The sequence below is a fragment of the Micromonospora thermarum genome, assembly GCF_012034245.1.
GTDB classification, from domain to species: Bacteria; Actinomycetota; Actinomycetes; order Mycobacteriales; family Micromonosporaceae; genus Micromonospora; species Micromonospora thermarum.
This window is the reverse complement of the sequence record NZ_JAATEO010000004.1, coordinates 134,059-159,565: the sequence shown is the minus strand read 5'-3', so window position 1 is coordinate 159,565 and position 25,507 is coordinate 134,059. Positions and strand designations below refer to the sequence as shown.

Genomic DNA, 25,507 nt, shown 5'->3' with positions numbered 1-25,507 from the left:
CCAGATTGTTCGGCGCTCATCGCCACATGTCCGGCTCGGGGAACAGCTCGTACGCCGTGCGCCGAAGCCCTTCAAGTCGGTGGTAGACAAACTGGGGCAGGGGCAGGTTGCGCCGGCCGCGGGATCTGTCCCGGTCCTGATTGCCAGGTAAGGCCGATTCGCTCGGCGGACGTGGGAGCATCCAGCGTCCACTCGCGGCGTGAGCCGTCGATGCCCACCAGACGCGATCCTGTTGATGTCGGTGATGTCGCGGCAGCCGTGGCAGACCCACGTATCCCGCACGGGTGCGCCACGGCTCTTACTGAGCAGGTTCCCGCTGGGTCGCGCGTCATCACCATCTCGTGCGCTGGACGAAGCACCCACATGTGCGCACAGCCGCAGCGCTGGCAGGGCCCGCCGTTGGTGTAGCTGGGGTGAGAAGATGCAGCCGGGGTCAGCGCGGCGCACATCTCGTCCACGTCCGTTTAGGCAAAGCGCTCGCCGGGGACGGCGGAGGCGTCTTGTGCCACCGCGTGAAGCCGGTCTGCTCACGATGTGCGTTCCCCACCAGCCCCGAGCCGCGTCCTCGCTGAGGTAGTCCGGCGGAAGCAGGCATGACGGGGACGCCGCTGACTACGACGCTTCTTCGTCGGCCAGCCGACGGCCTCGCCGTTCCGCGTACGCGCGCACCTCGGCGGCGTCCCAAATGCGGCCGACGGTCAGGGTGTCGATGGGGGCGGGAAAGTCCGGTCGGTCGACCAGGATCGCGGCGCGCTGGCGGGAGACGCCAAGGTGATCAGCGACCTCTGCTAACGCCATGACCCGCACGGGCGGACCTTCCGGTGACATGGGTAGGCAACTTGCCATCGGAGGGGTTGACTACCTGCCAACAGTGAGTCAACGTGGGGGTATGCCCGTACGCCGTACCTGCAAACCTGTGCCGCTCGCCCCACGCCACCGCCGGACCTGGCGCACGCTTTGGCGTCGCTGTTCGTGTGGCCTCCCGGCCCCGTGCCCTGACCGGTTCGCGCCCGTTCCGGTTGAGGGGAGCCGGCAGAGTTGAGCGCCATCGCTGTCGGTCGCACGATCCGGGTACCCGAGGGCGCCTACAAATTCGGCACGGGCACCCTGACCCTGACCATCACCGAGGTCATCAGCAGCCAGGTCATAGACGGCGCGATCTGGGTCCAACTCAAGGGTCGGCAGGTCCGTCCGGACGGGTCACTCGCCGTTCGTGAGCGTTACGCCGCCGTACGGCTCGACGCGGTGACGGAAGTCGAGCCGGCGCGGTGACCCGGCGCCACCCGGACCATCTCCCGTCACGGCCGACCTGGCGCTGCTCCACCTGCGGTATCGCCTGGCCCTGTTCACCGGCGAAGCTGCGGCTCCTGGTTGAGTACCGGAAGGATCGAACCGCCCTGCTGATCTACCTTGCCACCCTGGAGACAGAGGCCGCCGAACATCTCGCCAAGCTGGGTGGCAGCCCACCAAAGAACCTCGCCGAGCGTTTCATCCTGTGGGCCCGCGCTCGGTAGTCGCTGGCCGGTCAGGCCGTTTCGCGGAGGCAACTCCACTGGGAAGCGACCGGCCGGTAGCCGAGGCGCTCGTTGATGGCCACCATCGGGGCGTTGGCCTCGTCGTTGCCCGTGTACGCGACGGTCACCCCGCTCGCGGCGGCCCGGTGCAGGGCGGCGGTCTTCGCGGCAGTGGCCAGCCCGCGTCCCCGGTACGCCGGCACGGTGCCGGTGTAGTCCGACCACATCCGCGCGCCGTCGCGCTTGACCAGGCTGATCGCGGCCAGGACGCCGTCCACCTCCGCGCCCGTGCTGGCCTCCCGGTCCAGCCCGACGTTGTCCCACGTGTCGGCCAGCCAGTGCTCGTACGCGAGGGCGTCGGTCGGCACGTCCCCGGGCTCGTCGACGCTGGCGGCCGCATCCACCTCGTACACCCGGCGCGGGTCGACGCCGGCCAGGGAGATCAGGCGCACCCCGGCGGGAGCGGGCGGCAGCGGCGGGAGCGACCCGAGGTCCAGCGCGGAGAAGCGTTCCTCCCGGCTCGGCGTGAAACCGCGCCGCCGGGCGTACGGCAGCGCCTCCGCCAGCGCCCGCCCGCGCAGCAGCGGGAGCCGCAGCGGGGCGAGGTGGTCCAGGGCGGCGTCCAGAAGTCCACTGCCGATGCCCCGCCCCCGGTGCTCGGGGTGGACGTGCAGGAGCGAGACCTCGCCCACCGGGCGGGTGGAGCTGGTGTTACGGAACGCCGAGACCCAACCGACGACCTCACCCTGGACCTCGGCGACGAAGGCCGTCCAGTGCCGGTCCGGCGGCGGTTCCGCGATCATCTGCCGGGTCGACGCGACGCCGCGCACCAGGAACGGCAGGACGTGGGCGCGCAGCGCCGCGACGGCGGGCGCGTCGTCCGGGACGGCGGTACGGATCCCCACCTCAGCCCTCCGCCGGTACGGCGGCGACGGCCTCGACCTCGACGAGTTGGTCGGGGTAGCCGAGGACCGCCACGCCGAGCAGGGTGCTGGGCGGGTCGTGGTCGCCGAAGGCGTCCCGGACGACCTGCCAGACCGCCACCAGGTCGGGGCGGTGCGCCGACGCCACGTACACCGTGGTCTTGACGACGTCGGCGAGGCCGGCGCCGGCCGCCGCGAGGGCGGTCTCCAGGTTGGCCATCACCTGCCGAGCCTGCGCGGCGTGGTCACCGGGGGCGACGGTACGGCCCTCGCTGTCCAGCGGGCACGCGCCGGCGGTGAAGACGAGGCGGGTCGCTGACTCGACCGTGGCGACGTAGGCGTACTCGGCATCGGCGAGCGCGGGAACGTGAAGGAGATGGGGCACCGCCCGACGCTAGCCCCGCCCCGGCGGACGCTCGACCCAATTTCCGGGTGTTAACAGGGGGCCCTTCCCCTACCGGAGGCGTTAAGAAGGGGCCCTTCCTTTCAGGCGGACTCGCGCACCACCAGCTCCGTCGGGAGGATCACTGCCGGCTCGATCGGCTCCCCGGCGGCCAGGCGCAGCAGTTGCCGGGTCATCTGCCGGCCGATCTCCTGGATCGGCTGGCGGACGGTGGTGAGCGGCGGCTCGGTGTACGCGGCGGTCTCGATGTCGTCGAAGCCGATCACCGCGACGTCGTCCGGCACCCGCCGCCCCGCCTCGCGCAGCGTCCGCAGGGCGGCGTGCGCCATCAGGTCGGAGGCGGCGAAGATCGCGTCCACATCCGGGTGCTCGGCGAGGATCTGCCGCGTCGCCGCCGCCCCGGACTCGCGGGTGAAGTCACCGAGGGCGATCATCTCGGCCAGACCGGCGGCGACCACCGTCTCGCGGTAGCCGGTGAGCCGCTCGATACCGGCCACCATGTCCTGCGGGCCGGCGATCGTGGCGATCCGCCGCCGGCCGCCGTCGATCAGGTGCCGCACCGCGCGGCTCACCCCGCCGACGTGGTCGACGTCCACGTACGGCACGTCCTCGTCGCCGAGCGGCCGGCCGCTGCACACCACCGGGATGCCCAGCCGGGCCAGCCGGCCGGGCAGCGGGTCGGCACCGTGCAGCGAGGCGAACAGCACCCCGTCCACGTGCCGGCCGGTGGTGTACCGCTCCACCCGCTCGTGCCCGCCCGGCGAGCCGGCCAGCATCAGCACCAACTGCTTGTCGGCCGCCTCCAGCTCCTGGGCCGCCCCCCGGATGATGCCGGGGAAGACCTGGTCGTCGGAGAACACCCGGGTCGCCGCCTCGGGCATCACCAGCGCGATCGAGTCGGTCCGCTGGGTCACCAGGCTGCGGGCGGCCAGGTTCGGCACGTACCCCAGCTCGGCGACCGCGCGGCGCACGGCCTCGCGGATCGGCTCGGCCACCGTGGTGGAGCCGTTCACCACCCGGGACACGGTCGCCCGGGAGACCCCGGCCCGCCGGGCCACCGCCTCGAGCGTCGGTCGTTGCGCCGTCGTCATCGCCGTCGTACCCCCGCTCGTCACAGCCCGTTCCGGGAGATCACCTCCTGGTACCAGCGGGCGCTCGCCTTCGGTGTGCGCCGCTGGGTCAGGTAGTCGACGTGGACGATCCCGAACCGCTTCCGGTAACCCTCGGCCCACTCGAAGTTGTCCAGGAACGACCATACGAGATAGCCGCGCAGATCCACTCCCCGGGCGATGGCCTCGTGCGCCGCCCGCAGGTGCCCGTCGAGATACGCGATCCGGTCGGTGTCGACGATCTCCCCGGCCGGGTCGCTCCCGGTCTTGTCCGGGAAGGCCGCGCCGTTCTCGGTGACCAGCAGTGGCACCCCCGGATAGTCGGTGGCGAGGCGCTCCAGCATCCGGGTGAGGCCGGCCGGCTCGATCATCCAGCCCGTGTCGGTGAGCGGACCGGCGGGCGGCAGGAACTCCACGGCACCGTCGGTGCCCGGGTACGCCCCGCCGCCCCCGGCGCCGTCCGGCCTCCCGGCGACGTAGGTGGGCGCGTAGTAGTTCACCCCGAGCAGGTCGACCGGCGCCGCGATCAGCTTCTCGTCCCCGTCCCGGACGAAGCTCGGCTCGACGATCCGCGCCACGTGCTCCAGCACGTCGTCCGGGTAGGCCGCCCGCAGCAGCGGCTCCAGGAAGATCCGGTTCTGCAGGCCGTCGACCAGGCGCACCGCGGCGGCGTCCGCCGCGCTGTCCGGGTCCGCCGGGCGGATGTCGCCGGTGTTGAGCGTGATCCCCACGGTCTCCGCGCCGGCCGCCCGCAGCGCCCGGGCCGCCAGGCCGTGCCCGAGCAGCAGATGGTGTACGGCGGTGAAGGCGGCGCCCGCGTCCCGCACCCCGGGGGCGTGCACCCCGTTGCCGTACCCCAGGTAGGCCGAGCACCACGGCTCGTTGAGCGTGGTCCACGTGCGCACCCGGTCGCCGAGCCGGGCGTACACGGCGGTGGCGTAGGTGGCGAAGTGCTCCGCGGTCTCCCGCTCGATCCAGCCGCCCCGGTCCTCCAGCGCCTGCGGCAGGTCCCAGTGGTAGAGCGTGACGAGCGGGTCGATGCCCCGGTCGAGCAGCGCGTCCACCAGCCGGTCGTAGAAGTCCAGGCCGCGCGGGTTGACCGGGCCGGTGCCGTCGGGCTGGATCCGGGGCCAGGCGACCGAGAAGCGGTACGTCCGCAGCCCGAGCTCCGCCATCAGGGCCACGTCGTCGGCGTACCGGTGGTAGTGGTCGCAGGCGACGTCACCGGTGTGGCCCTGGTGGACCTTCCCCGGCGTACGGCTGAAGGTGTCCCAGATCGACGGGCCGCGGCCGTCGTCGCGGGCCGCGCCCTCGATCTGGTACGCCGCGGTGGCGGCACCCCAGCGGAAGTCCTCGGGAAATCGCAGCTCGTTCACGCGGTACCTTCTTTCGTTCGCGACTGCGGGGCTCGCAACCCCGGCTCACTCCTCGCGCTCACGCCTTGACCGCACCTTCCATGATCCCGCCGATGATCTGGCGGCCGAACAGGACGAAGACCAGCAGCAGCGGGAGCGTCGCGATGGCCGTGCCGGTGAAGACCTGCGACATGTCCTGGTAGTACCCGTCCGACAGGGCCCGCAACGACAACTGCACGGTCGGGTTCTCCGGGTCGTTGAGCACGGCGTACGGCCAGAGGAAGTCGTTCCAGGTGGTCATGAAGGTGAGCAGGCCGAGGACCGCGGCGGCCGGGCGGAGCGCCGGCAGCACCACGTTCCAGTAGATGCGCGCCGTGCCGCAGCCGTCGACCCGGGCCGCCTCGATCAGCTCGGTGCTGACGGCCTGCGCCGCGTACTGGCGCATCATGAACACCCCGAACCCGGTGACCAGGGCGGGGACGATCACGGCCGGCAGCCGATCGTTCCAGTTCAACTTGGTCATCAGCATGTACAACGGGATGACGCCGAGCTGGGTGGGCACCATCATCGTCGCGATGATGACCATGAGCAGGGCGTTCCGCCCGCGGAAGCGCAGCTTCGCGAAGGCGAAACCGGCGAGGGTGGAGAAGAAGACCACCGACACGGTGACGGTGGTCGCCACGATCGCCGAGTTGATCAGACCGGTGAGGAAGTACGCGTCGGTGTTGGCGAAGAGCCGGGAGATGTTCGCTCCCAGGTTGCCGCCGGGGGTGACCGGCGGCGGGAGCTGACCCATCGCGTCGCTGGACCGGCTGGCCACCACGAACATCCACCAGATCGGGAAGATCGAGGAGAACGCGGCGACCACCAGGGCGCCGTACGTGAGCGGGCTGGCCCGCCAGAGCCGGCTCATCCCCGGCCTCCCTTCCGGCCGCCCGGGCGGGTCCCCGCGCCGGTGCCGAGCCGGCGGATGATCAGCACGTTGACCACCGCCACGACGGCGATGAGCGCGAAGAGCAGCCAGGCCACGGCCGAGCCGTACCCGAAGTTGTAGTACGGGGCGAACGCGTTCTCGAACATGTACATCGTCACCGTCTGGGACTCCCGGGACGGCCCGCCGCGGATCGCGTTGGTCCCGGCGTGGAAGAGGCGGGGCTCGGTGAAGAGCTGAAGCCCGCCGATGGTGGAGATGATGACCGCGAAGATGATCGTCGGCCGGAGCAGCGGGACGGTGATCGACCAGAACTGCCGGGCCCGGCTCGCCCCGTCGATCGCCGCCGACTCGTACAGGTCGCGCGGAATGGCCTGCATGGCGGCGAGGAAGATCAGCGCGTTGTAGCCGGTCCACCGCCAGTCCACCATGGTGGAGATGGCGACCCAGGACGCCACGCGGTTGGCCTTCCAGTCGATCCCGTCGACGCCGGCCAGGTCGAGCACCCAGTTGACCATGCCGAACTCGCGGCCGAACAGCACCCCGAAGACGATCGCCACCGCGGCGGTGGAGGTGACGTTGGGGACCAGCACGGCCATCCGCCAGCCGGTCCGGGCACGGAGCTGACGGTTGAGCAGGTTGGCAAGCCAGAGCGCGGCGAGCAGCTGCGGGACGGTGGAGATGACGAAGATGCCCAGGGTGTTGACGACCGCGTGCCAGAAGTCCACGTCGGCCAGCAGCCGGGTGTAGTTCTCCGCGCCGATGAAGGTCGGATCGGTACCGAGCAGGTCCCACTCGTGCAGGGAGACCCAGAGCGTGTACGCCAGCGGGTACGCCCCGAAGACCGCGAAGAGCAGGAAGAACGGGGCGATGTAGAGGTAGGGCGACCAGCGCGCGTCGAACCGGCTGAGCCGGTACGAGCGGGTGGGTCGCACGGGTGGTGCCGCCGCCACCGGCGGCCGGGCGTCAAGCTGAACGCTCATGCCCGCGTACTCCTTTCCACGCCGCCCGCTCCCCACCGGCCCCGACGCGACGGTTCGGGGGGCCGGTGGGGCAGCGGGGAGCGGCTACTTGGCGGCGGCCTTCTTCGCGTTCGTCACCGCGTCGGTCCAGCCCTGGTCCGGGCTGCGCTGACCCAGTTCCACGGTGCGGACGGCGTTCTCGACCTCGGTGCGGACGGCCTGGTTCTTCGGGCCCATGTAGACCGGCTTCAGGCTCTTGGCGCCGGCGGCGAAGATCTGGCCCACCGGGGCGCCGGAGAAGTACGCGTTGGTGGCCCCGGCGACGGCCGGGTCGTCGAGCGCCTGCGGCGAGGAGGGCAGTGGACCCTTGGCCTTGAACGCGCCGATCTGGCCCTTGGCGCTGGTCAGGTACTTCGCCAGCTTGACCGCCTCGTCCTGGTGCTTGCTCTGCTTCGGCACCGCGAGGTACGAGCCGCCCCAGTTGCCGCCGTTGCCGGGCACCCGGGCGATGTCCCACTTGCCCTTGGCGGCCGGGCCGGCGTTGCCCTCGATGACGCCGGTCATCCAGGCCGGGCAGGCGATGGTGGCGAACTTGGCCTGCTTGAACGCGGAGACCCACTCCTCGGACCACGCGCCGTACTTGCCGGACAGGCCGGAGTCGATGATGTCCATGGTGGTGTCCCAGGCCTGCTTCACCGCCGGGTTGGTGTCGACCACCAGGTTGTCGCCGGTGTCGTAGTAGTGGTAGCCCGAGGAGTTGCCGGCGGTCTGCAGCACGATCGTGTTGAACGTGTTGGTGGCCGCGTCCAGGAACGACGCCCCGGTCTTCGCCGCGGTGAACTTCTCACCGACCCGGATGTAGTCCTGCCAGGTCGGCCAGAGCGCCGACACGGCGTCCCGCTCGGTGGGCAGGCCGGCCTTGGCGAACAGGTCCTTGCGGTAGCACATCGCCATGCCGCCGACGTCGGTGCCGAGACCGATGAGCTGCTTGCCGTCGGCGGTGAGGCCGGCGTTCCACTTCCAGTCGAGGAAGTTGCCCTTCAGCTCGGCCGCGCCGTGGTCGAGCAGGTTGACGAAGTTGCCCGGGTTGGCCTTGTACTCGACCAGCAGGCCCTCCTCGATCGCGACCACGTCGCCGGCGCCCTTGCCGGCGGCGAGCCACTGGGTGAGCTTCGGCGAGTACTCGTCGAGGTTGCCGCCGGTGCCCCGCTCGACGATCTTCACGCCGGGGTTGGCGGCCATGTACTCCTTGTACAGCTCCTCGTAGCCGAACTGGCCGAACACGTCCACGGTCAAGGTGACCGTGCCGTCGCCGGCGTCTTCGCCGTCTCCGCCGCAGGCGGTGGTGGCGAGCAGGGTGGTGGCGGCGAGGAAGGCGACCGCCGCGAGGCGGCGGCGCGAGGTGGCACCCATGTCTCGGACCCCTCTCAGGTCGGGTGGGTGGTGGTGGGTTGAATCTGAGAGAGCGCTCTCTCAGAGCCTCGCCTGCCGCCGTGCCGGCTGTCAAGAGAGCGCTCTCTCGGTTCCCCGCCGACCGCCTGGAAGAGGCCGCTCACGCGAAAGAGTGGCTGATCCGGCGCGGACAGCCACTCTTTCGGGGAAGCGCGCGTCCCTGGGTCGGGGCGCGGCCGGCGGGGTGTGGGGCGGTGGGTCAGCCGACGCGGAGGCCGCCCAGGAGGTTCCGGTCGCCGGTGGCGGTCAGGGTGTCGAAGCTGACCCGACCCCAGAGCGCCAGCAGCAGGTCACTGGCCGTGCCGACGACCTGGACGCGAGCGTGGTGGTCGTCGTGGAAGATGGTCGCGGTGTCCAGCAGGGCGACGCCCTCGCCGCGCAGCCGCAGGAACCACTCCTGCGCCGTGTCGGGAGCCGACAGGTGCACCACCCCGTGCCACGGCCCGCCCGGCCGGCGGCGCCCGGCGGGCAGCCAGGTGTCCAGCACCTCGCTCACCCCGTCGGCCGCGAGCTTCGCCTCGATGGGCTCACCGGCGGCGATGGCGAGCTGGGCGTCCCAGCGGTGCACCGCCGTCTCGTGCGCCATCCGGCGCGGCCAGAACCCGGCCTTCTTTGGCTGGGGCGCCCAGTTCCACGCCGGCGCCTCCGGGTCGAGCGTGTCGAAACGGGCCATGAGCTGGTCGTACGCCTGCTGCCAGACCTGCAGCGGGGTCTCGCCCGGACCCGGCTCGGCCGGCTGGGGGCGGCCGGACGGTGCGGTGGTGGCGGGCGTCCCGGCGACGCCGTGCACCCAGCGGTAGATCCCGGCGAGGTGCAGTGTCAGGTCGGCCACCGTCCAGCCGGGGCAGGACAGCACCGGCGTCTCCGGCGGTGCCTCGGCAACCGCCGCGGCGAACGCCGCGCCCTCCGCCCGGAGTGCCCCGATCCAGAAGTCCTTCGTGCCGTGCAGTCTGCTCATCGCCATCCTCCCGGGGGTGACCCGGCCACCAGTGGGTGCCGCGGCTACCCCTCAGCCTAGGGTGAAGGGCGTGTCAGACGTCCATACCCAGCCGACAATCGGGGCCGAACGGGACGCCGGGTTCCATCTGGCGCCGTACACGACACTGCGTCTGGGCGGCGTGGCCACCCGCGTGGTCACGGCCACCACCGCCGACGAGATCATCCGCGCCGTACGGGAGGCGGGTGAGCGGGGCGAGAAGACCCTGATCCTCGCCGGCGGCAGCAACGTGGTGATCGGAGACGCCGGCTTCCCCGGGACCGTGGTGCTGGTCCGCTCCCGGGGCGTCCAGGTCGTCGCGGAGGACGCCGACACGGTCACCGTACGCGTCGAGGCCGGCGAGCCGTGGGACGAGTTCGTCGCCACCACGGTGGCCAACGGCTGGTCCGGCCTCGAGTGCCTCTCCGGGATCCCCGGCTCCACCGGCGCCACCCCCATCCAGAACGTCGGGGCGTACGGGCAGGAGGTCGCCGAGACCATCACCGGCGTGCAGGTCTACGACCGGGTCGCCGGCACCACCGACCGGATCGCCGCCGCCGACTGCGGCTTCATGTACCGGTCCAGCATCTTCAAGTACAGCGACCGCTGGGTGGTGCTGTCGGTCGACTTCCGGCTCGCGCGGTCGCCGCTGTCCGGCCCGGTCCGGTACGCGGAACTGGCCCGGGCGCTCGGCGTCGAGGTGGGTGACCGGGTGCCGCTGGCCGACGCGCGTACCACCGTGCTGCGGTTGCGCGCCGGCAAGGGCATGGTGCTCGACGCCGCCGATCCGGACACCTGGTCGGTCGGGTCGTTCTTCACCAACCCGGTGCTCGACCGGGCCGCGTACGAGCGCCTGCGGGAGCGGGCCGCCGACGTCGGTGAGCCGCCGTCCTGGCCCGGCGCGGGGGACACGGTGAAGGTCAGCGCGGCGTGGCTGATCGACAAGGCCGGCTTCGGCAAGGGCCACCCGGGCCCCGAGGGCGTCGTCGCCATCTCCTCGAAGCACACCCTGGCCCTCACCCACCGCAGCGGCACCGCCCGCACGGAGGACCTGGTGGCCCTGGCCCGCGAGATCCGCGCCGGCGTGGAGTCCCGCTTCGGCGTAACCCTCCACCCCGAACCCGTCCTGGTCAACTGCACCCTGTAACCCCCCGGACGCCGCGATCTTGCACTTTCTGCCCGGACGAAAGCCGCCGTTAAGGACATAGCGGGGGCCAAAACTGCAAGATCGCGGGATGTGGGGGCGTCAGCGGGGGGCCACGGCGGGCCAGGGGAGGGTGAGCCGGCCGTGGCGCCAGTCGTGACGACGGTCGGCGAGGACGGGCCAGCCGGACTCGCGGACGGCGGTCACCGTTCGCAGCCAGCGTTGGCGGGGGCCGTAGGGCGCGTAGGGGGCCGCTGAGTGCCAGCCGCTCTCCAGCGTCTTGAGCAGGGCGTGGATGGGCTCGCCGTCGACGTTGCGGTGGATCAGGGCCTTGGGGAGGCGCTCGGCGAACTGGGCGGGGCTCGCCAGGGTGGTGAGCTTCGCGGCCAGGGTCAGCGAGCGCGGGCCGTCCGCGTCGAGCAGCACCCACGCGCCGAGCCGGCCCAGTTCGTCGCAGGTCCCCTCGACCAGCCGGCCGCCCGGGGCGAGCGCCCCGGTCATCGTCGCCCAGGCGCCGGCGACCTCGCTCTCGTCGTACTGGCGCAGCACGTTGAACGCGCGGACCAGGGCAGGACGGAGCCCGGCCAGCTCGAAGCCGCCCCGGGCGAACGTGAGCCACGGCGGGTCGGCGGCGGGCTGGGCGGCGGCGACGCGTACCGGATCGATCTCCAGCCCGACCACCCGCACGTCGGCGCGGACCGCGGCGGCGAGCCGGGCCCGCAGTTCGACGGCCGTGACCGGGGTGGCGCCGTAGCCGAGGTCGACCACCAGCGGGTCGGCGGCGGCCCGTACGACGTCACCGCAGGCGTCGACGATCCAGTTGTCCACCCGGCGCAGCCGGTTGGGGTTGGTCGTCCCGCGGGTGACGACGCCCTGCGGTCGCCGCGCCGACCCTGCCATCAACCCACCCGGTGCACCTTGTGCTGGGCGGCCTGCGCCAGCGGGCGGACCACCAGCCGGTCCACGTTGACGTGGTGCGGCCGGGTCGCGCACCAGGCGACGCAGTCGGCCACGTCGTCGGCGACCAGCGGGTCGGGGACCCCGGCGTAGACGGCGGCCGCCCGGTCGGCGTCCCCGTCGAAGCGGACCAGCGAGAACTCGTCGGTCTTCACCATCCCGGGGTCGATCTCGACGACCCGGACCGGCCGGCCGCACAACTCCAGGCGCAGCGTGCCGGCGACGGCGGTCTGCGCGTGCTTGGCGGCCGTGTAGCCGCCCCCGCCCTCGTAGACGGTGAAGCCGGCGGTCGACGACACGATGACGATGGTGCCGGCGCCGGAGGCCTCCAAGGCGGGCAGCAGCGCCTGGGTGACCCGCAGGGTGCCCAGCACGTTCACGTCGTACATCCACTGCCAGTCGCCGACCGAGCCGGTTTCCACCGGGTCCATGCCCCGCGCACCGCCGGCGTTGTTGACCAGCAGGGTGACCGGCCCGGGCGCCGCGGCGGCCGCGGCGGCGAGCCCGGCCACCGAGTCGTCGGAGGTGACGTCGCAGGCCACCGCGGTGGCCGAGCCCCCGGCGGCCGCGATCTCCGCGACCAGGTCGGCGAGCCGGTCGGTACGACGCGCGGCGGCCAGCACGTGGAAGCCCTCGGCGGCGAGGCGGCGGGCGGTGGCCGCACCGATCCCGCTGGAGGCTCCGGTGACGACGGCGACTGAGGTCATCCGCTCATTCTCACCCCCGGCCGCGACCGGTGGCGTGATGAGGTCCGTCACGCCCGGGACCGCCGGGAGGCATTACCGATCCCCGATCGGGAAGATGACATCCGGCGTGGAGGTTGACCGAGAAGCGCCGGTCGTGCGGAACGGCAACAACCGTGACAGAAGGAGCGGGACGTGGCGGAACAGCACACCGGTGTCGGTCGTCAGCGAGGTGCCCGCCCGTGGCCGCGGCCCCGCCGCATCGCGACGCTCTCCGTGCACACGTCGCCGCTGCACCAGCCGGGCACCGGCGACGCCGGCGGGATGAACGTCTACATCGTCGAGGTCGCCCGGCGGCTCGCCGAGGCGGACGTCGAGGTGGAGATCTTCACCCGGGCCACCTCCGGTGACCTGCCCCCGGTGGTCGAGATGGTGCCCGGCGTCCACGTCCGGCACATCACCTCCGGCCCACTGGAGGGGCTGACCAAGGAGGAACTGCCCGGTCAGCTCTGCGCGTTCACCGCCGGAGTGCTGCGCGCCGAGGCCTCCCGCCCACCGGGCCACTACGACCTCATCCACTCGCACTACTGGCTCTCCGGCCAGGTCGGCTGGCTGGCCAAGGAGCGCTGGGGCGTGCCGCTCGTGCACAGCGCGCACACCCTCGCCAAGGTGAAGAACGCGCAGCTCGCGGCCGGGGACCGGCCGGAGCCCAAGGCCCGCGTGATCGGCGAGGAGCAGGTCGTCGCCGAGGCCGACCGCCTGGTCGCCAACACCAAGGTCGAGGCCGGCGACCTCATCGACCGGTACGACGCCGACCCGACCCGCGTCGCCGTGGTGGAGCCCGGCGTGGACCTGACCCGCTTCCGGCCGGCCGCCGGCGACCGCGAGCGGGTCCGGAGCGCCGTCCGCCGCCGGCTCGGCCTGCCCGCCAACGGGTACGTCGTGGCGTTCGTCGGCCGGATCCAGCCGCTCAAGGCGCCCGACGTGCTGATCCGCGCGGTGGCCGCCCTGCGGGAGCGGGATCCGGCGCTCGCCGCTGAGATGACCGTGGTGATCTGCGGCGGCCCCAGCGGCAGCGGGCTCGACCGGCCGACCGCGCTGATCGAGCTGGCCGCCTCGCTCGGCGCCACCGACCGGGTGCGCTTCCTGCCGCCACAGACCGGTGACGCGCTGCCCGCCCTGTACCGGGCCGCCGATCTGGTGGCTGTCCCGTCGTACAACGAGAGCTTCGGGCTGGTGGCGCTGGAGGCACAGGCCTGCGGCACGCCGGTCGTGGCGGCCGCGGTCGGCGGCCTGGTCACCGCCGTCCGCGACCAGGTGAGCGGCGTCCTCGTGGGCAGCCACGACCCGGTCGACTGGGCCCGTACGCTGGCGCAGTTGCTGCCGGACGCGGGCCGCCGGGCGGAGCTGGCCCGGGCCGCGGAACGGCACGCCCGCAACTTCTCCTGGGACCGTACGGTCGCCGGCCTGCTGGACGTCTACGGCGAGGCGATGTCCGAGCAGCGCGCCCGCCTGACGTCCGAACTCGCCACCTGCTCCTGGTGAACCGGCGCCGCGCGGGTCGGTCGGGGCGACCGTAGAGTGGGTGCGATGAGCGGGAAGAGCGATCTCGGGGCGTTGATCGAGTCGGTCTGCGACGAGCGGGACCTGGCGTGGGAGTCCACCGGCCCGAACTCGTACGCGGTCACCCTGCCGGGCACCCACAAGCTCAAGACGGTCTGCAACCTGATCGTCGGCGAGCACGCCCTGCGGATCGAGGCGTTCGTGATGCGGCAGCCGGACGAGCGCCGCGAGGAGCTCTGGGCGTGGCTGCTCCAGCGCAACGCCCGCATGTACGCGGTCTCCTTCTCCATCGACGCCGTCGGCGACGTCTACCTGACCGGCCGGGTCAATCCGGCGGGCGTCGACGCCGACGAACTGGACCGACTGCTCGGTGCGGTGCTGACGTACGCCGACGAGTCCTTCGACACCATGCTGGAGATCGGCTTCGGCACCTCGATCCGCCGGGAATGGGAGTGGCGGGTCAAGCGCGGCGAATCCACCGCGAACCTCGCCGCGTTCGCGCACCTCTTCGAGCCCTCCGCCGCGGGCACCGACCCGGCCGTCGCGGGCACCGACCCGGCCGCCGCGGGTACCGGCCCGGCCGCCGGAGGTTCGGACCGGTCCTGACGGGTATGCCGCACCGCGCGGTGCGGCACTTGGGACCCGCCGCGTGCCGAGAACGGACTGTCGAGGAGCGTGAGCGTCCCATGGCTCAGCGAAGCAGCTCAGGTCGTGGTGGGACTGCGACCCGGACCGGACGGCAGGCGGGGAACCAGACCCCGAACACACCGGACATCTCCGAATCCGCGATCTCTCGGATGAAGGTGGACGAGATCCGCGGGCAGTTGCGCCGGCACGGGGTGTCCGGCGTCTCCGCACTGCGCAAGCCCGAACTGGTGAAGACACTGGCGAACGCGATGCGGTCGGCACGGCGCGGCGGCGGTGCGGCCCGGACGACCACCGGCCCCGCCGGCCGGGCGGCCGGCACCAGGGCGTCGGCGGGCCGCGCGGCGGCGACGAAGCGGGCGGCCGGGCGTACCGCGAAGGCCGCGCCGGCCCGCGCGAAGGCCGCGCCCGCCAACAAGGCCGCGCCCGCGAAGAAGGCCGCGGTGAAGAAGGCCGCCGCCCGCAAGGCGGCACCCGCGAAGAAGGCGGCGGTGGTCAAGAAGGCGGCGCCGGCGAGGAAGACGGCGGCGGCGAGGAAGACGGCGGCGGCGAGGAAGACGGCGGCGGCGAAGAAGGCGGCGCCCGCGAAGAAGACCACGGCGGCGAGGAAGGCCGCGCCGGCGAAGAAGGCCGCGGCGGCGAGGAAGGCGGCGCCCGCGAGGAAGGCCCCGCCGGCGAAGAAGGCCGCGGCGGCGAAGAAGGCGGCGCCCGCGAAGAAGGCCCCGCCCGCGAAGAAGGCCCCGCCCGCGAAGAAGGCCGCGGCGGCGAGGAAGGCCGCGCCCGCGAGGAAGGCCGCCGCGGCGAGGAAGGCCGCGCCGGCGAGAAAGATCACGGCGGCGGCGAAGGCCGCGCCCGCGCCCGCGACGAAGGCCACGGCGGCCCCGTCCGGCCGCGGTACGGGGGTGCGGACCGGGCGGACCACGTCGCGGTCGGTCCTGTCGTCGCAGGTCATCTCCTCGCCGGCCGACCGGCCCGAGCGGCCCGGTCGCAGCCTGGTGACCAGCAACCACGACGTCATCCGGCAGTGGGCCGAGCAGCGCAACGCGAGACCGGCCACGATCGCGGGCACCGAACGGGAGGGCCGCGCCGGCGTGCTGACGTTCAACATGCCGGGTTACCGGGAGAGCAGCCGGGTTCGGGAGATCAGCTGGAACGAGTGGTTCCAGACCTTCGACCAGCGGAAGCTGAACCTGATCTACCAGGAGCAGATGCGGGACGGCCGGCAGAGCAACTTCTTCCGGACCGAGTCACCCGATCGCGAGGACGCCTGAGTGTTTGCGGGAATGGACAACGGGTATGCGCTGTTGGCCAAAGGGAGACCCGTGACGGCGGTGACACCGGGTGGGACACCGGTGCTGTGACCGGCGAGACAGCCGGTTCAGGTTGAATCCGCAATCCGGGCGAACTAACTTTATTGCACCGCGCTGCGCTCGGTTCCGTTCGGGGGAGCGGAGGATCGATCAGATCCGTGCACGAGCGGAGTGCGGGGGACGGGTGGACCAGCACCGTTGGGGGACGGTGGCCACCTGTTTGGACCGGCGGCGCGAGTGGGCGCCGCTTACGGGGGTGAGTGCCGCCCGCCGCCGCCGGTCATACGCGCGAAACGCCCACCACGACGAACTCGTGGTGGGCGTTTCGCGCGTGCGGGCAGTCCGCCGAGACCGGCCCCTCGCTCGCGCCAAGATCCTCGCAACTTCAGGGGAAGAGTGTCCTCGACTCCGCCGTGGGAGGCCACTCTTTCCCTGAAGTTGCGTTCTCAGGTCATGGCGGCGGGGGAGGGGCGGTCAGCGGTCGGTCGCCAGAGCGGGCTCGCGGCGGGTCGCCAGGGTCCGGCGCAGGGCGGCGACGCGGCGCTCACGCGGCGGGCCGGCGAGCAGGTGGCAGCCGGCGGCGAGCAGGCCCAGGGCGCCGACGATCAGCCAGTGCCGCTCGCCGAGGTACTGGAGACTCACGCCGCCGAGGGTCGGCGCGACGAACGACGCCGCCGGGAACGCGAGGTAGAAGACCGACTGGTACCGGGCCCGCAGCTCCGGCGGCGCCAGGTCGGCGTTGATCTGCGCGTTGGGCGGGGCGGCGAGCATCTGGCCCACTGTCCAGACCACCGCCGCGGCCAGGTAGACCCAGAGGTCGTCGGCGACGGCGAGAGCCGCGAAGCCCGCCGCCAGCAGCGCGGTCGAGACGGCCAGGACGCGGGCCTTGCGGTGCCGGTCGATCAGCCGGGGTACGAAGAGCTGCCCCACCACGATGAGTACCCCGCCGAGCGCCACCACCGCGCCGTACGCCGAGGGGCGCAGCCCGTCCGCCCGCATGGCGAGCGGCATGATCGTGGAGGTCTGCATGGTCAGCACGGCCAGCACGAAGGTCAGCCCGACGAAGGCCAGGAACACCCGGTCGGTCAGCGCCGTGTGCAGACCGGGACGTCGTACCCGCCCGGCCTGATCCGTCCGTCCGGCCTGATCCGTCTGCCCGGCCCGGCGCGCGCGGCGGGTGTCCGGCAGCGTCTCGGGCACCTTCGCGGCGATCACCAGCGCCGCGATCAGGGTCGCCCCGGCGTCGACCAGGAAGAGCGCGAGGAAGCTCGCCTCGGCGAGGACGCCGGCGAGCAGCGACGCGACCGCCATGCCGAGGTTGAACGCCCAGAACTGGAGGTTGAAGGCCCGCGACCGGCGTTCCTCGGGCACCACGTCGACGATGGCCGCGACGAAGGCGGGACTGGGCATCGAGTGGGCCACGCCGACCAGGGCGCTGAGCACCGCGATGAGCAGCAGGTGCCGGCTGAACGCGAGCGCCACCATCAGCGCGGTCGTGACGAGGTGGGCGGCGAGCAGGGTGGCCCGCCGCCCCCAGCGGTCGGCGAGCACCCCGCCGAGCAGCACGCCGGCCGCTCCACCCAGCCCGTACGCCCCGACCACGGTCCCGGCCAGGCTCTCGCTCGCCCCCCGTGCCACGGTGAGGTAGAGCGAGAGGAAGAGCATGGCGAAGGCGCCGGCGCGGTTGATCAGCAGACCGGCCCAGAGGTACCAGAACGTGGCGGGGAGCCCGCCGGCGGTGTCGTGCAGCCAGCGGCGCAGCACGTGCCCTCCGAACAGTTTTGTTTCCTAAACGAACTGTTCCCGACCGTAGGAAGGTCAACCCTCCCGCGCCAGCGTGTCGCGCGTCACGCCCATGCCTAACCGGCGGCGACCGTGGTGGTGCGCGTACCCCGATCGGGCGTGCCCGGGAGCGGCTCGGCCGGCGCGGTCGCCGCCGCCTCGCCCGCCTCCGGTGCGGGCGGCTGGAGCGCCACGGCCGGGACCACCGGCGTTGCCGTCCGCAGCGCGGCGGCGCGCCGCTCGCGGGCCGGCCCGGAGACCAGGTGCGCCACCGCCATCAGTCCGCCGATCACGGCGCAGCCCAGCCACAGCGCCGTGTTGCCGGCCTGCTCCCGGACCAGGCCGCCGAGGACCGGCGCGACGGCACCGGCCACCTGCCAGGACAGCGAGAAGACGCCCTGGTAGCGGCCCCGCAGCTCGGCGGGGGAGAGCTCGGCGATCAGGGTGGCGTTGGACGGCGAGTTGAGCATCTCGCCGACGGTCCAGATCAGTACGGTCAGGCCGTAGAACCAGGCGGTCTCGGCGAACGCGGTCAGGCCGAAGCCGATCCCCATCACCACCGCCGCCAGGGCGAGCACGTGCGAGCGGCTGCGCCCCCTGATCAGCCGTGGGACGAAGAGCTGCCCCACCACGATCAGCACGCCGTTCAGGGCGATCACCGAGCCGTACGTGGTGGGGGTGAGGCCCGAGTCGCCCATGGCGATCGGCAGCATCGAGATGTGCTGGAGGAACACCAGCGCGGCGAAGAGGTTCAACGCCACGAAACCGAGGTAGACGCGGTCGGTCAGGATCGTGCGCAGCGCCCCGGCCGGTGCGGACGGCCGCCCGGCGAGGGCCACCACCGGCCGGCGGGTCTCCCCGACCTTGAGGAAGATGATCAGCGCGGTGACCAGGGTGGTGGCGGCGTCGACGACGAAGAGCAGCAGGTAGCCCGCCTCGGCCGCGACACCGGCGAGTACCGCGGCACAGGCGAAGCCGAGGTTGATCGCCCAGTAGTTCAGGGAGAAGGCGCGCAACCGGTCCTTCTCGGGGACGACGTCGATCATCATCGCGCCGAACGCGGGGCGGGCCGCCTCGGCGAAGAGGCCGAGCAGGAGGGCGCCGAGCCCGACCGCCCACAGGTCCCGGGCGAAGCCGAGGGCCAGCATCATGGTCGCGGCGCCGAGGTGGGCGGTGAGCAGGGTCGGGCGGCGACCCCAGCGGTCGGTGAGCGTCCCGCCGATGGTGGTGCCCACCGCGCCGCCGACGCCCCAGAGGCCCAGCACCAGGCCGGCTTGGGAGGCGGAGAAGCCCCGCTCCTGGGTGAGGTAGATGGCGAGGAAGACCAGGACGAACGAACCGAGGCGATTGATCAGGGTGCCGGCCCACAGGTACCAGAAGGTCCGGGGCAGTCCGCCGGCCGTGTCCTGTAACCAACCCCGCATCGTCCGCACGTCGGCGCCCCCGTATTCGTAATGACCGGTGTTATGGCAGCGCCTTACAACCTAGTGTCGCCGCCCGGCGGGGGGCATCGGATTTTCCACGTGGTGGTCGTCACGACCCTTCGCGCGCGTGCGCCGGGTCGGTGCGGCAGGATGATCGGCATGACTGCTAGCGATGGGCCCACCGTCGGGACGCTGGTCCTGCTGCGGCACGGCGAGAGCGACTGGAACGCGAAGAACCTCTTCACCGGCTGGGTCGACGTCGACCTGACCGCGAAGGGCGAGGCGGAGGCGTGCCGGGGCGGTGAGCTGATTCGCGAGCACGACCTGCTGCCGGACGTGGTGCACACCAGCCTGCTGCGGCGGGCGATCCGCACCGCCGAGCTGGCGCTGAACACGGCGGACCGGCAGTGGATCGCGGTACGCCGGTCGTGGCGGCTCAACGAGCGCCACTACGGCGCCCTTCAGGGCAAGAACAAGAAGCAGACCCTCGACGAGTACGGCGAGGACCAGTTCATGCTGTGGCGCCGCTCGTACGACACGCCGCCGCCGCCCATCGCGGACGACGACGAGTGGTCGCAGGTCGGCGACCCGCGCTACAAGCTGCTGCCGCCGGAGCTGATGCCGCGGACGGAGTGCCTCAAGGACGTCGTCGAGCGGATGCTGCCGTACTGGTACGACTCGATCGTGCCGGACATCCTGGCCGGCCGGACGGTGCTGGTGGCGGCGCACGGCAATTCGCTGCGTGCCCTTGTCAAGCACCTCGACCAGATCAGCGACGAGGAGATCGCCAAGCTGAACATCCCGACCGGGATCCCGCTGCGGTACGACCTCGACTCCGAGCTGCGGCCGCACAAGCTGGGCGGCACCTACCTCGACCCGGAGGCGGCGAAGGCGGCGGCCGCCGCAGTGGCCAACCAGGGTCGCTGACCGAAGCGACGACGGCCCCCGGTCCGGGTGGACCGGGGGCCGTCACGCGTCGCGGCTCAGCCGGCCGACGGCGTCGTCTCGCCGGTGATCAGGTAGACGACGTGCTCGCCCGCGTTGACCGCGTGGTCGGCGAAGCGCTCGTAGAAGCGCCCCAGGAGGGTCGCGTCGATCGCGGTCTCCACCCCGTACGGCCAGTCGTCGCCGAGCAGCACGCCGAACAGGCTCTTGTGCAGGTCGTCCATGGCGTCGTCGTCGCGGTCCAGCTCGGCCGCCAGGTCGGCGTCGGGCTTGGCCAGCACGGTGGCGATCTTCGCGCCCATCCGGTCCGCGATCCCGGCCATGTCGGTGAAGATCGGCCGCAGCTCCGCCGGTACGGCCGGCGACGGGTGCCGCCGCAGCGCCGTCTTCGCCACGTGGTCGGCCAGGTCGCCCATGCGCTCGAGGTCGGCGGCGACGTGCAGCGCGGTGATCATCATGCGCAGGTCGGACGCGACCGGCGCCTGCCGGGCGAGCAGGTCGCACACCCGCTCCTCGACGTTCCGGTAGAGGTCGTCGATCTCCGCGTCCCGCTCGATCACGGTCTCGGCAGCCGCCCGGTCGGCGGTGAGCAGGGCGCGGGTGGCCTGCCGCATCGCGGCGCGGACCCCCTCCGCCATGTCCACCAGCAGCTGGCTGACGAGCTGCAGATCGGCCCGGAACTCCTCGCGCATGATCACGTCCTGTGGTCGGTGTCGCCGGTCGGTGCCGGCGGGATGGCAGTCAGGTGCGGGGCCCACGGTAGGCCGGACGGGCGGACCGCAGATGAACCCCGGTGAACGAGGCCGGACGCAATGGTGAACTTTCCCGGAAGCGAGAGGGTTTCGTCCAGTTCTGGGCGGTCGCCAGGTTAACAATGACCCTACGATCGCCGCGTGGAGTGGGCGGTGACGGTCGCGGTGGCCGTGGGCGTGGTGGCCGGGCTGGCGGCCGGGGTGCTGCTGTCCCGGCTCGCCCCGGCGCTGCGCCAGCGTGCCGCCGCTACGGGGAGCCGCTGGTCCGGCTTTCTCTGGAGCAGGGGGAGGCTCACCATAGCCGAGGATCCGCAGTCCGGCCTCGGCCGCCGGACGATCGACTCCCTCCGGGCCGGTGTCGTCGTGCTCGATCCCGACGACGTGCCCGTCCTGGTCAACCCGGCGGCCCGCGCGATGGGGCTGCTCCGTACGGGCACCTCACCGGGTTCGATCGCGGCCCACCCGTTGATCCGTACGCTCGCCGGCCAGGTCCGGCGCACCGGTGTACGGCGCGAGATCGAGCTGGACCTGCCCCGGGGCCGCGACAACGCGGGGGACCCGCTGGGCGTGCACCTGCGGGCGATGGGGATCGGTGCCGGTTACATCGCGGTCGAGGCCGCCGACGTGACCGAGTCGCACCGGCTCGCCCGGGTCCGGCGCGACTTCGTGGCCAACGTGAGTCACGAGCTGAAGACGCCCATCGGTGCCCTGCAACTGCTGGCCGAGGCACTGTTGGACGCCACCGAACCCGGCGGCGAGGGGCAACCGGACCTCTCCGAGGACCTGGTCGCGGCGCGCCGGTTCGCCGAGCGGATCCAGCACGAGTCCACCCGGCTGGGGCGGCTGGTGCAGGAGTTGCTGGAGTTGACCCGGCTCCAGGGCGCCGAGCCGAAACCGGCTCCCGAGCCGGTCGCGGTGGACTGGGTGATCGCCGAGGTCATCGACCGTACGCGGACCAGCGCCAGCTCCCGTCGGATCGACGTGGTCGTCGACGGCGAGCGAGGGCTGACCGTGTACGGCAGTGACACCCAACTCGCCACGGCGGTGGCGAACCTGGTCGAGAACGCCATCAACTACTCGGGCGAGGACACCACGGTCCGCATCACCGCCCGGGCGGACGACGACCACGTCACGATCGCCGTCGCCGACCAGGGCATCGGCATCGCCCCGACCGACGTCGACCGGATCTTCGAGCGGTTCTACCGCGCCGACCAGGCCCGGTCCCGCGCGACCGGCGGCACCGGTCTCGGGCTCGCCATCGTCAAGCACATCGCCAGCAACCATGGCGGAAGGGTCGAGGTGTCGAGCACTCTTGGTGGGGGGTCGACGTTCACCCTCCGGCTGCCCGCCCGTCCACCGGACGACCTCCTGGCGACACTGCCCTCCGCTGGGATCGAGGCCGGTCCGGCCGAGCTCCGGCAGGTCTGACAGCAATGAAAGGACATTTCCGTTGAGCCGCGTTCTGGTGGTGGAGGACGAGGAGTCGTTCTCGGACGCCCTGTCGTACATGCTCCGCAAGGAGGGCTTCGAGGTCTCCGTCGCCGCCACAGGCCCCTCCGCCCTCACCGAGTTCGACCGGACCGGCGCCGACATCGTGCTGCTCGACCTGATGCTGCCCGAGATGTCGGGCACCGAGGTGTGCCGCCAGCTCCGGCAGCGCTCGCACGTGCCGATCATCATGGTCACGGCGCGGGACAGCGAGATCGACAAGGTGGTCGGCCTGGAGATCGGTGCCGACGACTACGTGACCAAGCCGTACTCGCCGCGCGAGCTGGTCGCCCGCATCCGGGCGGTGCTGCGCCGGCAGAGCGCCGAGGCGGCCGAGTCGGGGGCGCCGACGCTGGCCGCCGGCCCGGTCCGGATGGACATCGAGCGGCACGTGGTCACCGTCGACGGCGCTGCCGTGCAGCTGCCGCTCAAGGAGTTCGAGCTGCTGGAGCTGCTGCTGCGCAACGCCGGTCGGGTGCTCACCCGCGGCCAGCTCATCGACCGGGTCTGGGGAGCCGACTACGTCGGCGACACGAAGACGCTGGACGTGCACGTCAAGCGGCTGCGCTCCAAGATCGAGCCGGAGCCGTCCGCTCCGCGCTACATCGTCACGGTCCGCGGCCTGGGCTACAAGTTCGAGCCGTGATGTGACGGACCCGAAAGGGGGGCTCGCGCCGATCGCGCGGGCCCCTCTTCTCGTCGTCCTCCGTCAGCCCACCCAGCAGTAGCGCCGCTCCGGGCGGCCGGCGGCACCGTACCGAAGGCTCACCTCCGCCCGGCCGGTGCCGGAGAAGTGCTCCAGGTAGCGGCGGGCGCTGACCCGGGAGATGCCCACCCGGTTGGCGCACTCCGCGGCGGACAGCGTGCCGGTGATCTCCCGCAGGGCGCGTTCGACCAGTTCCGCCGTCTCGGGGCTCAACCCCACCGGCAGTGTCGAGGTCGCGATGTGCGACCCGGTACGCGACAACACCCGGTCGACGTCGGCCTGGTCGCTGACGACCGCTGCGCGCAGTGAGTTGCGCCGGGCGGCGTACTGCTCGAGCCGGCTCCGCAGCTCGTCGAAGCCGAACGGCTTGAGCAGGTAGTTGACCGCTCCGTAGCGGACCGCCTGGCGTACCGCCTCGGCCTCCCGGGCGGCGCTGATGACGAGGATGTCGCAGTCGTGCCGGGCGGCGCGCAGGCGGGTCACCACGTCCAGACCGAACATGTCCGGTAGGTAGAGGTCGAGCAGCACCAGGTCGGGGTGGAGCTCGTCGACGGCGGCGAGTGCCTCCGCCCCGGTGCTCGCGCTGCCGACCGCCTGGAAACCGTCGACCCGGTCGACGAAGCCGCGGTGGATCCGGGCCACCATGAAGTCGTCGTCGACGACCAGCACCTTGATCATCGAACCTCCTCCAATGCCCTGGTGAGCGACATCCGGGCGGTGAACATCGCGCCCTCCTCGGTGTTCGTCACCGCGACCTCGCCGCCGCGACGGTGACAGACCAACCGGGTGAGCGCGAGGCCGATGCCGCGCTCACCGCCCTGGGCCGCCTTCGTGGTGAAGCCGTGGGTGAAGACCTCCTTGGCCAGCTCGGGCGCGATCCCGGGGCCGGAGTCGCGGACGACGATCTCCACGGACGACGCGTCCTGGCGCAGCTCGACCTCCACCCATGCGGCCCCGCCCGTCCGGTGACCACCCTCGCCCGGGCCGGTGCCGGCCTGCGTCGTGCCGCCCTCCGCGGGGCAGGCGTCCCGGCCGGTGCCGGCCTGCGTCGTGCCGCCCTCCGCCGGGCCGGCATCCCGGCCGGTGACGGCCTCGACGGCGTTGTCGATCAGGTTGCCGAGCACCGTCGCCACATCGGCCGAGACCTCCGGCGCCAGCCGGTCCAGCCCGGTCCGCTCGGACACCCGCAACTCCACCCGGCGCTCGGCGGCCACGGCCGACTTGGCCATGAGCAGGGCGGCGACCGCGGTGTCGTGGACCCGGCTGGTGACGGTCAGGTCCAGCGACGCCCGGTGCCGGCTCAGCGCGTCCACGTACCGGACCACCTCGTCGTGCTCGCCGATCTGGATCAGCCCGGAGATCGTGTGCAGCTGGTTGGCGAACTCGTGGGTCTGCGCGCGGAGCAGCTCGGTCGTACTACGGAAGGAGCCGATCTCCTGCTCCAGCCGGGCCAGTTCGGTGCGGTCCCGCAGGGTCGTGACCGAGCCGAGCCGCCGGCCGTCCTTGCGCACCGTCATCCGGTTCATCACCAGCACCCGGCCGGCCCGGACCACGACCTGGTCACGGGCTGCGGAGTCGCCACCGGCGCCGGCCAGCACGTCCCGCAGCCGCCCGGAGATTCCGAGGTCGGTGAGGCTGCGCCCGAGGAAGTCCGCCGGCAGGTCCAGCAACCGCCGGCCGACCGCGTTCGCCAGGGTGACCCGGTGCTGCGGGTCCAGCGCGATGACGCCCTCGGCGATGCCGTGCAGGAGCGCCTCCCGGTGCTCGGCCAGGCCGGCGATCTCCCGTGGTTCGAGACCGAGGGTCTGCCGCTTGATCCGCCGGGCCAACAGCCACGAACCGGCCACGCCGAGGGCGCAGGCGATGCCCAGGTAGGTGAAGAGGTACGACGAGGCCCCGACCAGCCGCTGTGACCAGGTCGGCGACGCCTCGCCGATCACCACCACGCCCAGTTGACGTCCGAGGTTCTCCGCCTTGCGGTCGCCGAGCACCGGCACCTGGGCCACCAGCTCGCGCGACCCGTCGACGTCCAGCTCGCCGAACCAGGCACGGCCCTGCGCCACCCTGGGATCACCGAGCACCATGGGGCTGCCCACCAGGGTCGGGTTGGTGGAGCTGACCACCCGCCCCCGCGCGTCGGCGACGCTGACGGTGGTCACGCCGGACTGCGTCAGCACGTTCTGCACCAGCGGTGCGATCGTCTCCGCGGGGGCCGGCTGGGTGAGCCGGTCGCGCAGCAGCGGGTTGCCGGCGAGCTGCTCACCCAGGGCGGCGACGCGGCGCCCCTCGACCCGGTTGAAGGTCGCCGCGGACTGGGCCAGCGACACGGCGGCGACGGCCAGCAGCACCACGACGATGATCGCGAGCTGGAGGACCAGCAGCTGCCCGGCCAAGGTGCGGCGGCGGGACGTGATCGCGACCACAAAGACCTCAACTTCCGCTGGTGACACAACGCAGACGGGCGGTCCGTCCGGAGGCCATCA

Annotated in this window: 25 protein-coding genes; 8 read left to right on the top strand and 17 right to left on the bottom strand. The window is 72.4% G+C overall.

The window, feature by feature from the left end:
- Window positions 1-612: 612 nt before the first annotated feature.
- Window positions 613-807: a helix-turn-helix transcriptional regulator gene (locus HCJ94_RS05540; RefSeq protein WP_167999870.1), complete on the bottom strand. Its 195-nt coding sequence runs from the start codon at window positions 805-807 to the stop codon at window positions 613-615.
- A 231-nt stretch (window positions 808-1,038) separates the two neighbouring features.
- On the opposite strand from HCJ94_RS05540, the gene HCJ94_RS05535 reads away from it, so the two are divergent.
- Window positions 1,039-1,272, top strand: a complete 234-nt coding sequence (locus tag HCJ94_RS05535; RefSeq protein ID WP_167999869.1) for a hypothetical protein — start codon at window positions 1,039-1,041, stop codon at window positions 1,270-1,272.
- A gap of 253 nt (window positions 1,273-1,525) precedes the next feature.
- Here HCJ94_RS05535 and HCJ94_RS05530 read toward each other — a convergent pair whose 3' ends face one another.
- The 8 genes from HCJ94_RS05530 to HCJ94_RS05495 all read right to left on the bottom strand — a co-directional run bounded on the left by HCJ94_RS05530 (window position 1,526) and on the right by HCJ94_RS05495 (window position 9,607).
- Window positions 1,526-2,419 carry a GNAT family N-acetyltransferase gene (locus HCJ94_RS05530; RefSeq protein ID WP_167999868.1) on the bottom strand — a complete coding sequence of 298 codons (894 nt, stop codon included), beginning with the start codon at window positions 2,417-2,419 and terminating at the stop codon, window positions 1,526-1,528.
- A gap of 1 nt (window position 2,420) precedes the next feature.
- A complete protein-coding gene (locus tag HCJ94_RS05525; RefSeq protein WP_167999867.1) occupies window positions 2,421-2,822 on the bottom strand; it encodes a RidA family protein in 402 nt (133 codons plus the stop codon).
- A gap of 101 nt (window positions 2,823-2,923) precedes the next feature.
- Window positions 2,924-3,931: a LacI family DNA-binding transcriptional regulator gene (locus HCJ94_RS05520; protein ID WP_167999866.1), complete on the bottom strand. Its 1,008-nt coding sequence runs from the start codon at window positions 3,929-3,931 to the stop codon at window positions 2,924-2,926.
- Window positions 3,932-3,951: 20 nt separating this feature from the next.
- Window positions 3,952-5,325 (bottom strand): GH1 family beta-glucosidase, encoded by a 1,374-nt coding sequence (locus tag HCJ94_RS05515; RefSeq protein WP_167999865.1) that lies wholly within the window; start codon window positions 5,323-5,325, stop codon window positions 3,952-3,954.
- Between the two features lie 58 nt (window positions 5,326-5,383).
- Window positions 5,384-6,217, bottom strand: a complete 834-nt coding sequence (locus HCJ94_RS05510) for a carbohydrate ABC transporter permease (protein WP_167999864.1) — start codon at window positions 6,215-6,217, stop codon at window positions 5,384-5,386.
- Window positions 6,214-7,218, bottom strand: coding sequence for a carbohydrate ABC transporter permease (locus HCJ94_RS05505; RefSeq protein ID WP_167999863.1), 1,005 nt, complete (start codon window positions 7,216-7,218; stop codon window positions 6,214-6,216). The genes HCJ94_RS05510 and HCJ94_RS05505 overlap by 4 nt, the downstream gene beginning before the upstream one ends.
- An 84-nt stretch (window positions 7,219-7,302) precedes the next feature.
- Window positions 7,303-8,610: an extracellular solute-binding protein gene (locus HCJ94_RS05500; RefSeq protein WP_167999862.1), complete on the bottom strand. Its 1,308-nt coding sequence runs from the start codon at window positions 8,608-8,610 to the stop codon at window positions 7,303-7,305.
- Between the two features lie 238 nt (window positions 8,611-8,848).
- Complete coding sequence (locus tag HCJ94_RS05495; RefSeq protein WP_167999861.1) at window positions 8,849-9,607, bottom strand: maleylpyruvate isomerase family mycothiol-dependent enzyme; 759 nt, start codon at window positions 9,605-9,607, stop codon at window positions 8,849-8,851.
- Window positions 9,608-9,677: 70 nt separating this feature from the next.
- Between HCJ94_RS05495 and HCJ94_RS05490 the strand changes: the two genes are divergently transcribed.
- Window positions 9,678-10,772 carry a UDP-N-acetylmuramate dehydrogenase gene (locus tag HCJ94_RS05490; protein WP_309227156.1) on the top strand — a complete coding sequence of 365 codons (1,095 nt, stop codon included), beginning with the start codon at window positions 9,678-9,680 and terminating at the stop codon, window positions 10,770-10,772.
- 99 nt (window positions 10,773-10,871) lie between these two features.
- Here the strand turns inward: HCJ94_RS05490 and HCJ94_RS05485 are convergent, their stop codons facing one another.
- Together HCJ94_RS05485 and HCJ94_RS05480 are read right to left on the bottom strand one after the other, a co-directional pair.
- Complete coding sequence (locus tag HCJ94_RS05485) at window positions 10,872-11,669, bottom strand: class I SAM-dependent methyltransferase (protein ID WP_167999860.1); 798 nt, start codon at window positions 11,667-11,669, stop codon at window positions 10,872-10,874.
- A complete protein-coding gene (locus HCJ94_RS05480; protein ID WP_167999859.1) occupies window positions 11,669-12,433 on the bottom strand; it encodes an SDR family oxidoreductase in 765 nt (254 codons plus the stop codon). Before HCJ94_RS05480 ends, HCJ94_RS05485 begins: the two co-directional genes overlap by 1 nt.
- A gap of 171 nt (window positions 12,434-12,604) precedes the next feature.
- Between HCJ94_RS05480 and mshA the strand changes: the two genes are divergently transcribed.
- Both mshA and HCJ94_RS05470 read left to right on the top strand, forming a co-directional pair.
- Window positions 12,605-13,954 carry a D-inositol-3-phosphate glycosyltransferase gene (gene mshA / locus HCJ94_RS05475; protein WP_167999858.1) on the top strand — a complete coding sequence of 450 codons (1,350 nt, stop codon included), beginning with the start codon at window positions 12,605-12,607 and terminating at the stop codon, window positions 13,952-13,954.
- 45 nt (window positions 13,955-13,999) lie between these two features.
- Window positions 14,000-14,578 (top strand): type III secretion system chaperone family protein, encoded by a 579-nt coding sequence (locus HCJ94_RS05470; RefSeq protein ID WP_167999857.1) that lies wholly within the window; start codon window positions 14,000-14,002, stop codon window positions 14,576-14,578.
- Between the two features lie 85 nt (window positions 14,579-14,663).
- Here HCJ94_RS05470 and HCJ94_RS31390 read toward each other — a convergent pair whose 3' ends face one another.
- Window positions 14,664-15,491 (bottom strand): hypothetical protein, encoded by an 828-nt coding sequence (locus tag HCJ94_RS31390; RefSeq protein WP_240943972.1) that lies wholly within the window; start codon window positions 15,489-15,491, stop codon window positions 14,664-14,666.
- 28 nt (window positions 15,492-15,519) lie between these two features.
- Here HCJ94_RS31390 and HCJ94_RS31385 point away from each other — a divergent pair, with 28 nt between their 5' ends.
- The gene (locus tag HCJ94_RS31385) at window positions 15,520-15,888 is read left to right on the top strand and encodes a hypothetical protein (RefSeq protein WP_240943971.1); all 369 of its coding nucleotides are present in this window, start codon (window positions 15,520-15,522) and stop codon (window positions 15,886-15,888) included.
- Between the two features lie 513 nt (window positions 15,889-16,401).
- Here the strand turns inward: HCJ94_RS31385 and HCJ94_RS05460 are convergent.
- Entirely contained in the window at window positions 16,402-17,688 is a 1,287-nt protein-coding gene (locus tag HCJ94_RS05460; protein WP_167999988.1) for an MFS transporter, read from the bottom strand.
- Between the two features lie 98 nt (window positions 17,689-17,786).
- Entirely contained in the window at window positions 17,787-19,133 is a 1,347-nt protein-coding gene (locus HCJ94_RS05455) for an MDR family MFS transporter (RefSeq protein WP_205800696.1), read from the bottom strand.
- Window positions 19,134-19,292: 159 nt separating this feature from the next.
- Between HCJ94_RS05455 and HCJ94_RS05450 the strand changes: the two genes are divergently transcribed.
- Window positions 19,293-20,060, top strand: a complete 768-nt coding sequence (locus HCJ94_RS05450; protein ID WP_167999854.1) for a phosphoglyceromutase — start codon at window positions 19,293-19,295, stop codon at window positions 20,058-20,060.
- A gap of 56 nt (window positions 20,061-20,116) precedes the next feature.
- Here the strand turns inward: HCJ94_RS05450 and phoU are convergent, their stop codons facing one another.
- Window positions 20,117-20,770 (bottom strand): phosphate signaling complex protein PhoU, encoded by a 654-nt coding sequence (gene phoU, locus HCJ94_RS05445; protein ID WP_167999853.1) that lies wholly within the window; start codon window positions 20,768-20,770, stop codon window positions 20,117-20,119.
- A gap of 201 nt (window positions 20,771-20,971) precedes the next feature.
- On the opposite strand from phoU, the gene HCJ94_RS05440 reads away from it, so the two are divergent.
- A complete protein-coding gene (locus tag HCJ94_RS05440) occupies window positions 20,972-22,258 on the top strand; it encodes a sensor histidine kinase (RefSeq protein ID WP_167999852.1) in 1,287 nt (428 codons plus the stop codon).
- A 22-nt stretch (window positions 22,259-22,280) separates the two neighbouring features.
- A complete protein-coding gene (locus HCJ94_RS05435; protein ID WP_167999851.1) occupies window positions 22,281-22,964 on the top strand; it encodes a response regulator in 684 nt (227 codons plus the stop codon).
- Window positions 22,965-23,027: 63 nt separating this feature from the next.
- Here HCJ94_RS05435 and HCJ94_RS05430 read toward each other — a convergent pair whose 3' ends face one another.
- A complete protein-coding gene (locus HCJ94_RS05430) occupies window positions 23,028-23,702 on the bottom strand; it encodes a response regulator (protein WP_167999850.1) in 675 nt (224 codons plus the stop codon).
- Window positions 23,699-25,447, bottom strand: coding sequence for a sensor histidine kinase (locus HCJ94_RS05425; RefSeq protein WP_309227155.1), 1,749 nt, complete (start codon window positions 25,445-25,447; stop codon window positions 23,699-23,701). Before HCJ94_RS05425 ends, HCJ94_RS05430 begins: the two co-directional genes overlap by 4 nt.
- Window positions 25,448-25,507 lie beyond the last annotated feature (60 nt).